This window comes from Cupriavidus yeoncheonensis, assembly GCF_905397275.1.
Taxonomy (GTDB): Bacteria; Pseudomonadota; Gammaproteobacteria; order Burkholderiales; family Burkholderiaceae; genus Cupriavidus; species Cupriavidus yeoncheonensis.
The window spans coordinates 78,960-91,992 of the sequence record NZ_CAJPUY010000021.1; the positions used below are offsets into that span (position 1 = coordinate 78,960).

A 13,033-nucleotide genomic window follows, 5' to 3' on the forward strand; every position below is an offset into this window, starting at 1 on the left:
TTCGCCCATTCCCCCGCAGCACTTCGGGCCGGTTCAGGGTAGCCCGGGCACCAGTTGCTCCAAGTTGGTCCCCATTTCCAGACAGCCGGTCCCAGTCGGGCCAGCCCCAGACATTCGGCCATGAAAGCCATCGAACTCACCGACGTTCGCAAGCGCTACAGCAACCTGCAGGCGCTCAAGGGCGTCAGCTTCACCGTCGAGCGCGGCGAATTTTTTGGGCTGCTCGGCCCCAACGGTGCCGGCAAGACCACGCTGATCTCCATCCTGGCGGGCCTGAACCGCGCGGACTCGGGCCGCGTCAGTGTGCTCGGGCACGATGTCGTGTCCGACTACCGCATGGCGCGGCGTATGCTCGGCGTGGTGCCGCAGGAACTGGTGTTCGATCCGTTCTTCACCGTGCGCGAGACGCTGCGGCTGCAGTCCGGCTACTTCGGCCTGACGCGCAATGACGACTGGATCGACGAGATCATGGCCAACCTGGATCTCACCAACAAGGCCGACGCCAATATGCGCCAGCTCTCTGGTGGCATGAAGCGGCGCGTGCTGGTGGCCCAGGCGCTGGTGCATCGTCCGCCCGTGATCGTGCTCGACGAACCCACCGCCGGCGTGGACGTGGAGTTGCGCCAGACGCTGTGGAAGTTCATCTCGCGGCTGAACCGGGAAGGGCACACCATCATCCTGACCACGCACTACCTGGAAGAGGCCGAAGCGCTGTGCGACCGCATCGCCATGCTGAAATTCGGCGAGGTGGTGGCGCTGGACCGGACCAGCAACCTGCTGACGCAGTTCGCCGGGCTGCAACTGGTGCTGACGTTCGCGCGCGGCACGCTGCCCGTGGCGCTGGAGCCGCTGCGCATGCCGGCCAACCCGGGCGAGCGCGCGGTGCGCCTGCGCCTGTCGGGCTACCCGGCCGTGGAACCCATCCTGGCCGCCTGCCGCGAGGCGGGCTGTGAAATCGAAGACATGGAAATCAACAAGGCCGATCTCGAAGACGTGTTCGTCCAGATCATGCGGCGCGAGGGCCACATGCCCGGCGCCTTGCCCGACCAGGCCATGGAGGCCGCGGCATGAAGCAGCCTGGCGATATCGAAATGCTCGACAGCACCCGGCTCGCGCCGATGGCCGTAGGCGGGCTGGTCGGTTTCCGGACCCTGCTCTACAAGGAAGTGCTGCGCTTCTGGAAGGTCAGCTTCCAGACGGTGGCCGCGCCCGTGCTCACGGCCGTGCTGTACCTGCTGATCTTCGGCCACGTGCTGGAAGACCGCGTCAAGGTCTATGACCAGATCAGCTATACCGCCTTCCTGGTGCCGGGACTGGTGATGATGAGCGTGCTGCAGAACGCCTTCGCCAACAGCTCGTCGTCGCTGATCCAGTCCAAGATCACCGGCAACCTGGTGTTCATCCTGCTGCCGCCGCTGTCGCACTGGGAGATGTTCGGCGCCTACGTGGTGGCCTCCGTCATCCGCGGGCTGACGGTTGGCCTTGGCGTGCTGCTGGTGACCGCGTGGTTCGCCAACCTGCATTTCGCCAGCGTCGGCTGGATCCTGGTGTTCGCGCTGCTCGGTGCGGGCATCCTGGGCACGCTCGGGCTGATCGCCGGTATCTGGGCCGAGAAATTCGACCAGCTGGCCGCCTTCCAGAACTTCCTGATCATGCCCGCGACCTTCCTGTCGGGCGTGTTCTATTCCATCCATTCGCTGCCCGCCTTCTGGCAGGCGGTGTCCCATGCCAACCCGTTCTTCTACATGATCGACGGCTTCCGCTATGGCTTCTTCGGCGTCTCGGACGTGTCGCCGCTGTTCAGCCTGGCGGTGGTCGGCGCGGCCTTCGTGCTGCTCGCGATGCTGGCGTTGCGCCTGCTGAAGTCGGGTTTCAAGCTGCGCCACTGAAGACGCGGCCATCCACACAGAAGAGAAGAAATCATGCTGCCTACTCCGGAACAAGTCAGGGATTACATTGCCCAAGGGTTGCCCTGCGAACACCTGGAAGTCGAGGGTGACGGCCAGCACTTCTTTGCCACCATCGTCAGCACCGAGTTCGACGGCAAGCGCCTGATCCAGCGTCACCAGCGCGTGTACGCCGCGCTCGGCGACCGCATGCGTGCCGAGATCCATGCGCTGTCGATGAAGACGCTGACGCCGGCCGAATGGCAGGCGGGCGCCGGCAAATAAGCGGCCGGGGCCGGCGATTTCACAGATTCGGGCTGCATGCCGGTGCGTGCGGCTCCCGCGATAACGACGCCGGGCGTGCTCACTCCGTCCGGCTGCAACTGACAGAACATGGACAAATTCCAGATCCAGGGCAATGGCCCGCTCAAAGGCGAGATCCGTGTTTCCGGCGCCAAGAACGCCGCGCTGCCGATCCTCTGCGCCGGCCTGCTGACGGCCGACACCGTCACCATCGACAACGTGCCGAACCTGCAGGACACGCGCACCATGCTCAAGCTGCTGCGGCAGATGGGCATGCATGCCGAGATGACCGGCGCTACCGCCACGCTTGGGGGCGCCGACATCAATTCGCCCGAGGCGCCGTATGAGCTGGTGAAGACCATGCGCGCGTCGATCCTGGTGCTCGGCCCGCTGGTCGCGCGCTTCGGCGAGGCGCGCGTCTCGCTGCCCGGTGGCTGCGGCATCGGCGCGCGTCCGGTGGACCAGCACATCAAGGGCCTGCAGGCCATGGGTGCCGAGATCACTATCGAGCATGGCTTCATCCATGCCCGCGCCAGCCGCCTGAAGGGCGCGCGCGTGGTGACGGACATGATCACCGTGACCGGCACGGAAAACCTGCTGATGGCCGCGACCCTCGCCGACGGCGAGACGGTGCTGGAGAACGCCGCGCGCGAACCCGAGGTGACCGATCTCGCCAACCTGCTCGTCAAGATGGGCGCGAAGATCGACGGCATCGGGACCGACCGGCTGATCGTGCAGGGCGTCGACAAGCTCCATGGCGCGAAGCACTCGGTCGTCGCCGACCGCATCGAGGCCGGCACCTTCCTGTGCGCGGCCGCGGCCACGCTGGGCGACCTGGTGCTGCGCGATATTCCTCCGCTGATCCTCGACGCCGTGCTGATCAAGCTGCGCGAGGCCGGTGCCAACGTGGAAACCGGTGATGACTGGATCCGCCTGTCGATGCCGCGCCGCGCCCAGGCCGTGAGCTTCCGCACCTCGGAATACCCGGCCTTCCCGACCGACATGCAGGCTCAGTTCATGGCGCTGAACGCCGTGGCCGAAGGCACCGCGCGCATTACCGAGACCATCTTCGAGAACCGCTTCATGCACGTGCAGGAGCTGAATCGCCTGGGTGCCAGCATCACGGCGGAAGGCAATACGGCCGTGGTGACGGGCGTGCCGCGCCTGTCCGGCGCCAACGTGATGGCCACCGACCTGCGCGCCTCGGCGAGCCTGGTCATTGCCGGCCTGGTGGCCGACGGCGACACCGTGATCGACCGCATCTACCACCTGGACCGCGGCTACGACCGCATGGAAGACAAGCTGTCGGCAGTTGGCGCCAAGATCCGCCGCATTGCCTGAGGAACCCGATGAGCCCCGCTTTCAACGCTTCGCCCAGCCAGCTCACCCTGGCGCTTTCCAAGGGCCGCATCTTCAAGGAAACACTGCCGCTGCTCGAGGCCGCCGGCATCCGTGTCACCGAGGATCCGGAGACTTCGCGCAAGCTGATCCTGCCGACCTCGGACCCGGCCGTGCGCGTGATCATCGTGCGCGCGTCCGACGTGCCGACCTACGTGCAATACGGCGCCGCCGACTTCGGCGTGGCCGGCAAGGACGTGCTGATGGAGCACGGCATGACCGGCCTGTACGCGCCGATCGACCTGAACATCGCACGCTGCCGCATGTCGGTGGCGGTGCCGGCCGGGTTTGACTACGCCAAGGCCGTGCGCCAGGGCGCGCGCCTGGCGGTGGCCACCAAGTACGTGCAGACCGCGCGCGAGCACTTCGCCAAGAAGGGTGTGCACGTCGACCTGATCAAGCTGTACGGCTCGATGGAACTGGGCCCGCTGGTCGGCCTGTCGGATGCCATCGTCGACCTGGTCAGCACGGGCAATACGCTGCGCGCCAACAACCTGGTGGAAGTCGAAGAGATCGTGCAGATTTCGTCGCGCCTGGTGGTGAACCAGGCTGCGCTCAAACTCAAGCGCGAACGGCTGACGCCGATTCTCGACGCGTTCGAGAAGGCATCGGCGGCGCTGGCCTGAGGCCTGCGCCCCAGAGAGGAATGGAGTCATGAACGCAACCGAATTGGAAAACGTGTCGATCCGCCGGCTCGACTCCGCCGCGCCGGGCTTTGCCCAGGCGCTGCGCGAGGTGCTGGCCTTCGAGGCCGGCGAGGATGAGGCCATCGACCGCGCCGCGGCGCAGATCCTGGCCGACGTGAAGGATCGCGGCGACGCCGCGGTGCTCGAGTACACGCAGCGCTTTGACCGGGTCGAGGCCGCGTCGATGGGCGCGCTGGAAATCGCGCAAAGCGAACTCGAAGCTGCGCTCGAAGAGCTGGAGCCCAAGCGCCGCGCCGCGCTGGAAGCCGCCGCCGCGCGTGTGCGTGCCTACCACGAGAAGCAGAAGATCGAATGCGGCAGCCACAGCTGGGAGTACACCGAGGCCGACGGCACCATGCTCGGCCAGAAGGTGACGCCGCTGGACCGCGTGGGCATCTACGTGCCGGGCGGCAAGGCCGCGTATCCGTCGTCCGTGCTGATGAACGCGATTCCGGCGCGCGTGGCCGGTGTCAAGGAAATCATCATGGTCGTGCCCACGCCGGGCGGCGTGCACAATGAACTGGTGCTGGCTGCCGCGCAGATCGCGGGCGTGGACCGCGTGTTCACCATTGGCGGCGCACAGGCGATTGGCGCGCTGGCCTACGGCACGGCGACGCTGCCGCAGGTGGACAAGATCGTTGGCCCCGGCAATGCGTATGTGGCCGCCGCCAAGCGCCGCGTGTTCGGCACGGTCGGCATCGACATGATCGCGGGTCCGTCGGAAATCCTGGTGATTTGCGATGGCACGACCGATCCGGACTGGGTGGCGATGGACCTGTTCTCGCAGGCCGAGCACGACGAGCTCGCACAGTCGATCCTGCTGTGCCCGGACGCGGACTACATCGCGCAGGTGGCAGCCAGCATCCAGCGCCAGCTCGACAGCATGCCGCGCCGCGAGGTGATTGCCGCATCGATCTCGGGCCGGGGCGCGCTGGTCAAGGTGCGCGACATGGAAGAGGCCTGCGAGATCGCCAACGCGATCGCGCCGGAGCACCTGGAAATCTCCACCGAGAATCCGCGCCAGTGGAGCGAGAAGATCCGCCACGCGGGCGCCATCTTCCTGGGCCGCTATACCAGCGAATCGCTGGGCGACTACTGCGCCGGCCCCAACCACGTGCTGCCGACTTCGCGCACCGCGCGCTTCTCGTCGCCGCTGGGCGTGTACGACTTCCAGAAGCGTTCGAGCCTGATCGAGGTGAGCGAGGGCGGGGCGCAGATGCTCGGCCAGATTGCCGCCGAGCTGGCGTATGGCGAAGGCCTGCAGGCCCACGCCCGCAGCGCCGAGTATCGTTTCAAGCGTAGTTGAACCCATGGCTGCCGCATCGGTGCGGCAGCGCACACAGGAGCATCCATGTCAGTCGTAGACCCTTCCCTGATCGAGCGAATCATCCGTGACGACGTGCGCGCCATGGGCGCCTACCACGTGCCGGATTCGCATGGTCTGGTGAAGCTCGATGCCATGGAGAACCCGTACCGCCTGCCGCCCGAATTGCGCGCCGAACTGGCCGCGCGGCTGGGCGAGGTGGCTCTGAACCGCTACCCGGTGCCCAGCAGCGAGGCGCTGCGCGTGAAGCTGAAGGAAGTCATGCAGGTGCCGGCCGGCATGGACGTGCTGCTCGGCAACGGGTCGGATGAAATCATCAGCATGCTGGCGCTGGCCGCGGCCCGCCCCGGTGCGAAGGTGATGGCGCCCGTGCCCGGCTTCGTGATGTACGCGATGTCGGCCCAGTTCGCCGGCCTTGAGTTCGTGGGCGTGCCGCTGCGCGCCGACTTCACGCTGGACCGCGAAGCAATGCTGGCCGCCATGGCCGAACACCAGCCCGCCATCGTCTACCTGGCCTATCCGAACAATCCGACCGGCAACCTGTTCGATGCCGCCGACATGGAGGCCATCGTCCGTGGCGCGCAGGGTCCGGTGTGCCGCAGCCTGGTGGTGGTGGACGAGGCCTACCAGCCGTTCGCGCAGGAAAGCTGGATGCCGCGCCTGACCGAGTTCGGCAATCTGCTGGTCATGCGCACGGTGTCCAAGCTGGGCCTGGCCGGTATCCGCCTGGGCTATGTGGCAGGCGCACCACAGTGGCTGGAGCAGCTCGACAAGGTGCGGCCGCCCTACAACGTGAACGTGCTGACCGAAGCGGCGGCCCTCTTCGCGCTCGAGCACGTCGCGGTGCTCGACGAGCAGGCGGCGCAGCTGCGCGCTGAACGTGCGCGCGTCGCGCAGGGCATGGCTGCCCACGCCGGCGTGACCGTGTTCCCCAGCGCGGCCAATTTCCTGCTCGCGCGCGTGCCGGATGCGGCACAGACGTTCGACCGGCTCCTGGCCCGCAAGGTGCTGATCAAGAACGTGAGTAAAATGCACCCATTGCTGGCCAACTGTCTGCGCGTGACGGTCAGCACTCCCGAAGAAAACGCGCAGTTCCTTGAGGCATTCGCAGCGTCGCTGCAGGATTAACACCATGCGTGTTGCAGAGGTCACCCGCAATACTTCGGAAACGCAAATTCGCGTTTCCCTGAACCTTGATGGCACCGGCCGCCAGAAACTGGCGTCCGGCGTGCCGTTCCTCGACCACATGCTCGACCAGATTGCCCGCCACGGCATGTTCGACCTGGAAGTCGAGGCTACCGGCGATACGCATATCGACGACCATCACACTGTGGAGGACGTCGGCATCACCCTCGGCCAGGCAGTCGCCAAGGCCATCGGCGACAAGAAGGGCATTACCCGCTACGGCCACAGCTACGTGCCGCTGGATGAATGCCTGTCGCGCGTCGTGATCGACTTTTCCGGCCGCCCGGGCCTGGAATTCCACGTGGCGTTCACCCGTGCGCGCGTGGGCAGCTTCGACGTCGACCTCACCATCGAATTCTTCCGTGGATTCGTCAACCATGCGGGCGTGACCCTGCATGTCGACAACCTGCGGGGCATCAATGCCCACCACCAGTGCGAGACCGTGTTCAAGGCCTTTGGCCGGGCACTGCGCATGGCGGTGGAGCTGGACCCGCGTTCGGCGAACACCATTCCATCGACCAAGGGCACGCTCTGACCGGCTGCTGAACCGAAGGCGTGCCGGCTGGTTGCGGCGCCCGCTGACCGAACTTCGCGAAACTGGGCCGGGGCACCGGATACCCGCAACCGATGGATACGCTCAAGTCGTTCATTTCGCTGCTGGCGCTGATCAACCCGATCGGCGCCATTCCATTCTTCATCAGCCTGACCGGCCAGCAGTCGGAAGCGGAGAAACTGCGTACCATCAAGATCGCATCGGTCTCGGTGGCCATCGTGGTGGCGGTATCGGCGCTGCTGGGCCAGCAGATCATCGAGTTCTTCAATATCTCGGTGGCGTCGCTGCAGGTCGGCGGCGGGCTCATCATGATCATGATGGCCATGAACATGCTGAATGCCCAGACCAGCCGGACCAAAGCCACGCCGGAAGAAGAGGACGAGGCCGAGGCCAGGTCCAGCATCGCGGTGGTGCCGCTGGCGCTGCCGCTGCTGACCGGCCCCGGTTCGATCAGCACGGTGATCGTCTATGCCGGCAAGACCCAGCACTGGTATCAGTTGCTGATCCTGGTCGGTATCGGCGTGGTGCTGGGCGCGGTAGTCTATGCGGTGTTCCGCGCGGCGGATCCGATCGCCCGGGTGGTCGGGCGTACCGGCATCAATATCGGCACGCGGCTGATGGGGCTGATCCTGTCGGCGCTGGCCGTTGAATTCATTGTGGACGGGCTGAAGACATTGTTGCCTGTTTTGAAATCATGACTACCATAGCAATTGTGGATTACGGCATGGGCAATCTGCGCTCGGTGGCGCAGGCCTTGCGTGCCGCGGCGCCCGAAGCGGACGTGCGCGTAGTGGATGTCCCCGAAGGCATCCGCAGCGCGGACCGTGTGGTGTTGCCGGGACAGGGCGCCATGCCTGACTGCATGTCGGCGCTGGGCGCTTCGGGGCTGCAGGAGGCGGTGCTCGAGGCGGCGGCCAGCAAGCCGATGTTCGGTGTGTGCGTTGGCGAACAGATGCTGTTCGAACACAGCAGGGAAGCCAGGGCCGGCACCGACAAGACGCCTTGCCTCGGGCTGATGCCCGGCGAAGTCATCCGCTTCGAGCTGGACGGGATGATCCAGCCGGACGGGTCCCGCTTCAAGGTGCCGCAGATGGGGTGGAACCGCGTCAGGCAGTGCAGGGCCCATCCGCTGTGGGATGGCATCCCGGACGAAAGCTGGTTTTACTTCGTGCACAGCTACTTTGTGCACGCGCAGGATCCGGCCCATATTGCCGGCGAAACGGAGTATGGGAGTGTGTTTACCAGCGCGGTAGCACGCGATAATATTTTTGCCACGCAGTTCCACCCCGAAAAAAGCGCAGCCATGGGGTTGCAGCTTTACCGGAACTTCGTGCACTGGAATCCCTGAAGATCCGATCCGAGCCAGTCAACGCCATTCAGGAATACTTGCCTATTGAACCGGACTTGCCGGCCGTTGGCCGGACTGGCTCTATCTCACTCACTTAACCACGCTCGTCACGATTATGTTGCTCATTCCGGCCATCGACCTGAAGGACGGTCAGTGTGTACGCCTCAAACAAGGCGACATGGACCAGGCCACCGTCTTTTCCGAAGATCCCGCCGCCATGGCACGTCACTGGGTCAATCAGGGTGCGCGCCGGCTGCACCTGGTCGATCTCAACGGCGCATTTGTCGGCAAGCCCCGCAACGAAGCTGCCATCAAGGCCATCATCGCGGAAGTCGGCGATGAGATCCCGGTGCAGCTCGGCGGCGGCATCCGCGACCTGAACACCATCGAGCGGTGGCTGGACGATGGCCTGTCGTACGTCATCATCGGCACCGCCGCGGTGAAGAACCCCGGTTTCCTGAAGGACGCCTGCTCGGCCTTCGGCGGCCACATCATCGTCGGCCTGGATGCCAAGGACGGCAAGGTGGCGACCGACGGCTGGAGCAAGCTGACCGGCCACGAAGTGGCGGACCTCGCCCGCAAGTACGAAGACTATGGCGTGGAAGCCATTATCTATACCGATATCGGCCGCGACGGCATGTTGCAGGGAATCAATATCGATGCCACCGTGAAGCTGGCGCAATCGATGTCGATCCCGGTGATCGCCAGCGGCGGGCTGTCCAACCTGGCCGACATCGACAACCTGTGCGCCGTGGAGAACGACGGTGTGGAAGGTGTCATCTGCGGCCGTGCCATCTACTCTGGCGATCTCAATTTTGTCGACGCGCAGGCGCGCGCGGACAAGCTGAGCACCGGGGAATAAGCCAATGCGCCCCACGGGGCGCCGCCGCCGTCGGGCCGCCACCGCCCGCGGCGGACAAGGAATCTCATGCTAGCCAAACGTATCATCCCCTGCCTCGATGTGACGAACGGGCGGGTGGTCAAGGGCGTCAATTTCGTCGAGCTGCGCGATGCGGGCGACCCCGTGGAAATTGCGCGCCGCTATGACGAACAGGGCGCCGATGAAATCACTTTCCTGGACATCACCGCGACCAGCGACGGGCGCGACCTGATCCTCCACATCATCGAAGCGGTGGCTTCGCAGGTCTTTATCCCGCTGACCGTGGGCGGCGGCGTGCGCGCCGTGGAAGACGTGAGGCGCCTGCTCAATGCCGGCGCGGACAAGATCAGCGTCAATTCGTCGGCCATCGCCAATCCGCAACTGGTGTCGGACGCTACCGGCAAGTACGGCTCGCAGTGCATCGTGGTGGCCATCGACGCCAAGCGCAGTTCGGCGCCGGGCGAGCCGCCGCGCTGGGAAGTCTTTACGCATGGCGGACGCAAGGCCACTGGGCTGGACGCGGTGGCGTGGGCGAAGGAAATGGCTGCGCGCGGCGCCGGTGAAATCCTGCTGACCAGCATGGATCGCGACGGCACCAAGAGCGGCTTCGACCTGGAGCTGACGCGGGCCGTCAGCGACGCGGTGCCGGTGCCGGTGATTGCCTCGGGCGGCGTTGGCGGACTGCAGGACCTGGCCGACGGTATCCGTCTCGGCCACGCCGATGCGGTCCTCGCCGCCAGCATCTTCCATTACGGCCAGCATACGGTTGGCGAGGCAAAGGCATTCATGGCCCGAGAGGGCATCCCCGTGCGGATCTGATCATGGCAAAGAAGTGGCTCAACAAGGTCAAGTGGGACGATAACGGCCTGGTGCCGGTGATCGTGCAGGAAGTCGGCAGCAACGACGTGCTGATGTTCGCGTTCATGAACCGCGATGCGCTGCAGAAGACGGCCGAACTCGGCGAGGCCGTGTTCTGGTCGCGTTCGCGCAAGCGCCTGTGGCACAAGGGCGAGGAGTCCGGCCACGTGCAGAAGGTGCACGAGATGCGGCTGGACTGCGATGAAGACGTGGTGCTGCTCAAGGTCACGCAGGTCGACAGTATTGCGTGCCACACCGGCCGGCATTCCTGCTTCTTCCAGAAGTTCGAGGGCGATGCCGAAACCGGCGACTGGCAGACCGTCGAGCCAGTGCTCAAGGATCCTTCCCAAATCTACAACGCAAAGCCATGACCGAATCCCACTCCGGCGGTGCCGACGTGCTGGCGCGCCTGGCCGCGGTGCTGGAATCGCGCAAGCCTGAAAACGGCGGCGACCCCGAGAAATCGTACGTCGCGCGACTGTTCCGCAAGGGCGACGATGCCATCCTCAAGAAGATCGGCGAGGAAGCCACCGAGACCGTGATGGCTGCCAAGGACGCGCGCGCGGCCGGGAAGACCGGCACGGAAGCGGACAAGGTTGTCTACGAGGTGGCGGACCTGTGGTTCCACACCATGGTGCTGCTGGCCAACTTCGGCCTGAAGCCGGCGGATGTCGTCAACGAACTGGCGCGCCGCGAAGGGTTGTCCGGCCTCGAGGAAAAGGCCAGCCGCCCGGAGCAGGGTTGACGGGCAGGCGCCAATCCGGCGACGGAATCGGGAGGGCGAGCATGGCGAACGACTACACCGGGCAGGCCACGATCAGCGATAGCGAACGGCTCGCCAGCCTGCGCAAGCTGATGCACATCCTTTATGCGCTGTATGCCATCTTCTGGCTGACCGGTGGCGTGACGGCGCTGATCGCCATCATCGTCGACTACGTCAAGCGCGACGATGCGCGCGGCACGCTGTATGCGTCGCACTTCGCGTGGCAGATCCGCTCGTTCTGGTGGTCGGTGGCGTGGGCGGTGCTCGGCGGCGTGTTTTTCTTCAGCGTGGTGCTGATTCCGCTGGCCTTCGCGGTGTGGGGCATTCTGTCCTTCTGGATGCTGTATCGTATCGTCAAGGGCTGGCTCTATCTCCATGACAGCAAGCCGATGTATCCGGAACAGGGCTTTTAGCGTTCAGCTATATCGCGGCGGGGGGGTATGTGCCCGACATCGCAACGAAAACTTCATGAATTCCCACGATAATTGCATCTTCTGCAAGATTGTGGCCGGCCAGATCCCGTCGCGTAAGGTCTATGAAGACGACGACATGATGGCCTTCCACGATATCCACCCGAAGGCCCCGGTACACTTCCTGCTGATCCCCAAGTCACACGTCGATTCGCTGGCGGAGTGTGGTCCAGCCGAAGGGGAGGTGCTTGCTAGAATGATGCTGAAGGTGCCCGAACTGGCGCGCGCGGCGGGCTGTGGCAATGGCTTCCGGACGGTGATCAATACCGGCCCGGATGGCGGCCAGGAGGTCTACCACCTGCACGTTCATGTGCTGGGTGGGCCGCGCAACCAATGGAAGGTGTCGCTGCCCTGACCGGGCAGACGAAGCATGAGGAGCCGGACCGCGAGCGCGGGCCGGACGCTGCGCCGGCAACCGTCGCCCGGCGCAGCCAGATTTGGACGGAACAACGGGTCCGGGCGGCAACAGGTAACGCCCGCGGCTTCATCAGGAGCAAAAAATGGGTTCGTTTAGCATTTGGCATTGGCTGATCGTTCTGGTGATCGTCATGCTCGTTTTCGGTACCAAGAAGCTGCGCAATATCGGCCAGGACCTGGGCGGTGCAGTCAAGGGCTTCAAGGACGGCATGAAGGAAGGCGGCGACGACAAGCCGGCAGAGGCCAAGGAACTGCGTGATTCCACCACGATCGACGTGGACGCCAAGGAAAAGAGCCGCCAGCAGTAAGCCTGGCCTTGCCGCCTTTTCCCTTTTCGCCCTGTCTCCGCACCGAGTGGTTGCACGACCGATGATTCTCGCCCTGGCAGTAATCCGCCTGACGCCCGCATGATCGACCTTGGCATTTCGAAGCTGGCGCTGATCGGCGCCGTGGCGCTGATCGTGATCGGCCCCGAGCGCCTGCCCCGCGTGGCGCGGACGGTGGGCGCACTGGTCGGGCGTGCTCAGCGCTATATCAACGACGTCAAGGCTGAGGTCAGCCGCGAGGTGGAGCTCGAGGAACTGCGCAAGATGCGCACGGAATTCGAAGACGCCGCGCGCGATGTCGAGCGCACCATCCACAAGGAGGTCAGCGAGCAGACGCAGGCGCTGAACGAGGCGCTGGGCGGTGCTGATGGATCTGTCCCGTCCGGCGGTGGTGCTTCGAGCTTCTCGCCTAGCTGGGACTCGGCTCACAAGTCGCACAACGGCCGCAAGAGCTGGCGGGTCAAGCAGGGCGCGCGCCCGCTCTGGTTCAAGCGCCAGAACAATGTCCGGGTCTGGGTCCAGTCCGGCGCCGCGCGCGTCAAGCGCCACCGCCCGGCCACCGGCCGGGCCCGATCCTTCTTAGAATGAGCATGGCCGGGCAGCAGCACGCATGCCGCCCGCCATCGCGATGCCTGC

The 13,033-nt window shown here is 65.2% G+C and carries 18 protein-coding genes; all 18 read left to right on the plus strand.

The window, feature by feature from the left end:
* Positions 1-120: 120 nt before the first annotated feature.
* The 18 genes from KHO22_RS25130 to tatB all read left to right on the plus strand — a co-directional run bounded on the left by KHO22_RS25130 (position 121) and on the right by tatB (position 12,985).
* Positions 121-1,071 carry an ABC transporter ATP-binding protein gene (locus KHO22_RS25130; RefSeq protein WP_211949882.1) on the plus strand — a complete coding sequence of 317 codons (951 nt, stop codon included), beginning with the start codon at positions 121-123 and terminating at the stop codon, positions 1,069-1,071.
* Entirely contained in the window at positions 1,068-1,889 is an 822-nt protein-coding gene (locus KHO22_RS25135) for an ABC transporter permease (RefSeq protein WP_211949883.1), read from the plus strand. Before KHO22_RS25130 ends, KHO22_RS25135 begins: the two co-directional genes overlap by 4 nt.
* 33 nt (positions 1,890-1,922) lie before the next feature.
* Entirely contained in the window at positions 1,923-2,171 is a 249-nt protein-coding gene (locus tag KHO22_RS25140) for a BolA family protein (RefSeq protein ID WP_211949884.1), read from the plus strand.
* Between the two features lie 108 nt (positions 2,172-2,279).
* Positions 2,280-3,530 (plus strand): UDP-N-acetylglucosamine 1-carboxyvinyltransferase, encoded by a 1,251-nt coding sequence (murA, locus tag KHO22_RS25145; RefSeq protein WP_211949885.1) that lies wholly within the window; start codon positions 2,280-2,282, stop codon positions 3,528-3,530.
* An 8-nt stretch (positions 3,531-3,538) separates the two neighbouring features.
* A complete protein-coding gene (gene hisG / locus KHO22_RS25150) occupies positions 3,539-4,213 on the plus strand; it encodes an ATP phosphoribosyltransferase (RefSeq protein ID WP_211949886.1) in 675 nt (224 codons plus the stop codon).
* A gap of 28 nt (positions 4,214-4,241) precedes the next feature.
* Positions 4,242-5,579 carry a histidinol dehydrogenase gene (gene hisD, locus KHO22_RS25155; protein ID WP_211949887.1) on the plus strand — a complete coding sequence of 446 codons (1,338 nt, stop codon included), beginning with the start codon at positions 4,242-4,244 and terminating at the stop codon, positions 5,577-5,579.
* Between the two features lie 45 nt (positions 5,580-5,624).
* Entirely contained in the window at positions 5,625-6,725 is a 1,101-nt protein-coding gene (gene hisC / locus KHO22_RS25160) for a histidinol-phosphate transaminase (RefSeq protein WP_211949888.1), read from the plus strand.
* 4 nt (positions 6,726-6,729) lie between these two features.
* Positions 6,730-7,317, plus strand: coding sequence for an imidazoleglycerol-phosphate dehydratase HisB (hisB, locus tag KHO22_RS25165; RefSeq protein WP_211949889.1), 588 nt, complete (start codon positions 6,730-6,732; stop codon positions 7,315-7,317).
* 92 nt (positions 7,318-7,409) lie between these two features.
* On the plus strand, positions 7,410-8,033 hold the full coding sequence (locus tag KHO22_RS25170; RefSeq protein WP_211949890.1) for a YchE family NAAT transporter: 624 nt from the start codon (positions 7,410-7,412) through the stop codon (positions 8,031-8,033).
* Entirely contained in the window at positions 8,030-8,683 is a 654-nt protein-coding gene (gene hisH, locus KHO22_RS25175; RefSeq protein WP_211949891.1) for an imidazole glycerol phosphate synthase subunit HisH, read from the plus strand. The genes KHO22_RS25170 and hisH overlap by 4 nt, the downstream gene beginning before the upstream one ends.
* Positions 8,684-8,798: 115 nt before the next feature.
* Positions 8,799-9,545, plus strand: coding sequence for a 1-(5-phosphoribosyl)-5-[(5-phosphoribosylamino)methylideneamino]imidazole-4-carboxamide isomerase (gene hisA, locus KHO22_RS25180; RefSeq protein WP_211949892.1), 747 nt, complete (start codon positions 8,799-8,801; stop codon positions 9,543-9,545).
* Positions 9,546-9,611: 66 nt separating this feature from the next.
* Positions 9,612-10,382, plus strand: a complete 771-nt coding sequence (gene hisF / locus KHO22_RS25185; protein WP_211949893.1) for an imidazole glycerol phosphate synthase subunit HisF — start codon at positions 9,612-9,614, stop codon at positions 10,380-10,382.
* A gap of 2 nt (positions 10,383-10,384) precedes the next feature.
* Complete coding sequence (gene hisI / locus KHO22_RS25190) at positions 10,385-10,792, plus strand: phosphoribosyl-AMP cyclohydrolase (RefSeq protein ID WP_211949894.1); 408 nt, start codon at positions 10,385-10,387, stop codon at positions 10,790-10,792.
* Complete coding sequence (locus KHO22_RS25195; protein WP_211949895.1) at positions 10,789-11,166, plus strand: phosphoribosyl-ATP diphosphatase; 378 nt, start codon at positions 10,789-10,791, stop codon at positions 11,164-11,166. Before hisI ends, KHO22_RS25195 begins: the two co-directional genes overlap by 4 nt.
* 41 nt (positions 11,167-11,207) lie before the next feature.
* On the plus strand, positions 11,208-11,597 hold the full coding sequence (locus tag KHO22_RS25200; RefSeq protein ID WP_211949896.1) for a DUF4870 family protein: 390 nt from the start codon (positions 11,208-11,210) through the stop codon (positions 11,595-11,597).
* 55 nt (positions 11,598-11,652) lie between these two features.
* Complete coding sequence (locus KHO22_RS25205; protein ID WP_211949897.1) at positions 11,653-12,009, plus strand: histidine triad nucleotide-binding protein; 357 nt, start codon at positions 11,653-11,655, stop codon at positions 12,007-12,009.
* A gap of 145 nt (positions 12,010-12,154) precedes the next feature.
* Positions 12,155-12,379, plus strand: a complete 225-nt coding sequence (gene tatA, locus KHO22_RS25210; protein WP_211949898.1) for a Sec-independent protein translocase subunit TatA — start codon at positions 12,155-12,157, stop codon at positions 12,377-12,379.
* A gap of 99 nt (positions 12,380-12,478) precedes the next feature.
* Positions 12,479-12,985 (plus strand): Sec-independent protein translocase protein TatB, encoded by a 507-nt coding sequence (gene tatB, locus KHO22_RS25215; RefSeq protein ID WP_211949899.1) that lies wholly within the window; start codon positions 12,479-12,481, stop codon positions 12,983-12,985.
* Positions 12,986-13,033: the final 48 nt, after the last annotated feature.

What these genes read in the sequence shown, in the direction of transcription:
- KHO22_RS25130 (WP_211949882.1), top strand. Translation starts at nt 121, where the DNA reads ATGAAAGCCATCGAACTCACCGACGTTCGCAAGCGCTACAGCAACCTG.
- KHO22_RS25135 (WP_211949883.1), top strand. Translation starts at nt 1,068, where the DNA reads ATGAAGCAGCCTGGCGATATCGAAATGCTCGACAGCACCCGGCTCGCG.
- KHO22_RS25140 (WP_211949884.1), top strand. Translation starts at nt 1,923, where the DNA reads ATGCTGCCTACTCCGGAACAAGTCAGGGATTACATTGCCCAAGGGTTG.
- murA (WP_211949885.1), top strand. Translation starts at nt 2,280, where the DNA reads ATGGACAAATTCCAGATCCAGGGCAATGGCCCGCTCAAAGGCGAGATC.
- hisG (WP_211949886.1), top strand. Translation starts at nt 3,539, where the DNA reads ATGAGCCCCGCTTTCAACGCTTCGCCCAGCCAGCTCACCCTGGCGCTT.
- hisD (WP_211949887.1), top strand. Translation starts at nt 4,242, where the DNA reads ATGAACGCAACCGAATTGGAAAACGTGTCGATCCGCCGGCTCGACTCC.
- hisC (WP_211949888.1), top strand. Translation starts at nt 5,625, where the DNA reads ATGTCAGTCGTAGACCCTTCCCTGATCGAGCGAATCATCCGTGACGAC.
- hisB (WP_211949889.1), top strand. Translation starts at nt 6,730, where the DNA reads ATGCGTGTTGCAGAGGTCACCCGCAATACTTCGGAAACGCAAATTCGC.
- KHO22_RS25170 (WP_211949890.1), top strand. Translation starts at nt 7,410, where the DNA reads ATGGATACGCTCAAGTCGTTCATTTCGCTGCTGGCGCTGATCAACCCG.
- hisH (WP_211949891.1), top strand. Translation starts at nt 8,030, where the DNA reads ATGACTACCATAGCAATTGTGGATTACGGCATGGGCAATCTGCGCTCG.
- hisA (WP_211949892.1), top strand. Translation starts at nt 8,799, where the DNA reads ATGTTGCTCATTCCGGCCATCGACCTGAAGGACGGTCAGTGTGTACGC.
- hisF (WP_211949893.1), top strand. Translation starts at nt 9,612, where the DNA reads ATGCTAGCCAAACGTATCATCCCCTGCCTCGATGTGACGAACGGGCGG.
- hisI (WP_211949894.1), top strand. Translation starts at nt 10,385, where the DNA reads ATGGCAAAGAAGTGGCTCAACAAGGTCAAGTGGGACGATAACGGCCTG.
- KHO22_RS25195 (WP_211949895.1), top strand. Translation starts at nt 10,789, where the DNA reads ATGACCGAATCCCACTCCGGCGGTGCCGACGTGCTGGCGCGCCTGGCC.
- KHO22_RS25200 (WP_211949896.1), top strand. Translation starts at nt 11,208, where the DNA reads ATGGCGAACGACTACACCGGGCAGGCCACGATCAGCGATAGCGAACGG.
- KHO22_RS25205 (WP_211949897.1), top strand. Translation starts at nt 11,653, where the DNA reads ATGAATTCCCACGATAATTGCATCTTCTGCAAGATTGTGGCCGGCCAG.
- tatA (WP_211949898.1), top strand. Translation starts at nt 12,155, where the DNA reads ATGGGTTCGTTTAGCATTTGGCATTGGCTGATCGTTCTGGTGATCGTC.
- tatB (WP_211949899.1), top strand. Translation starts at nt 12,479, where the DNA reads ATGATCGACCTTGGCATTTCGAAGCTGGCGCTGATCGGCGCCGTGGCG.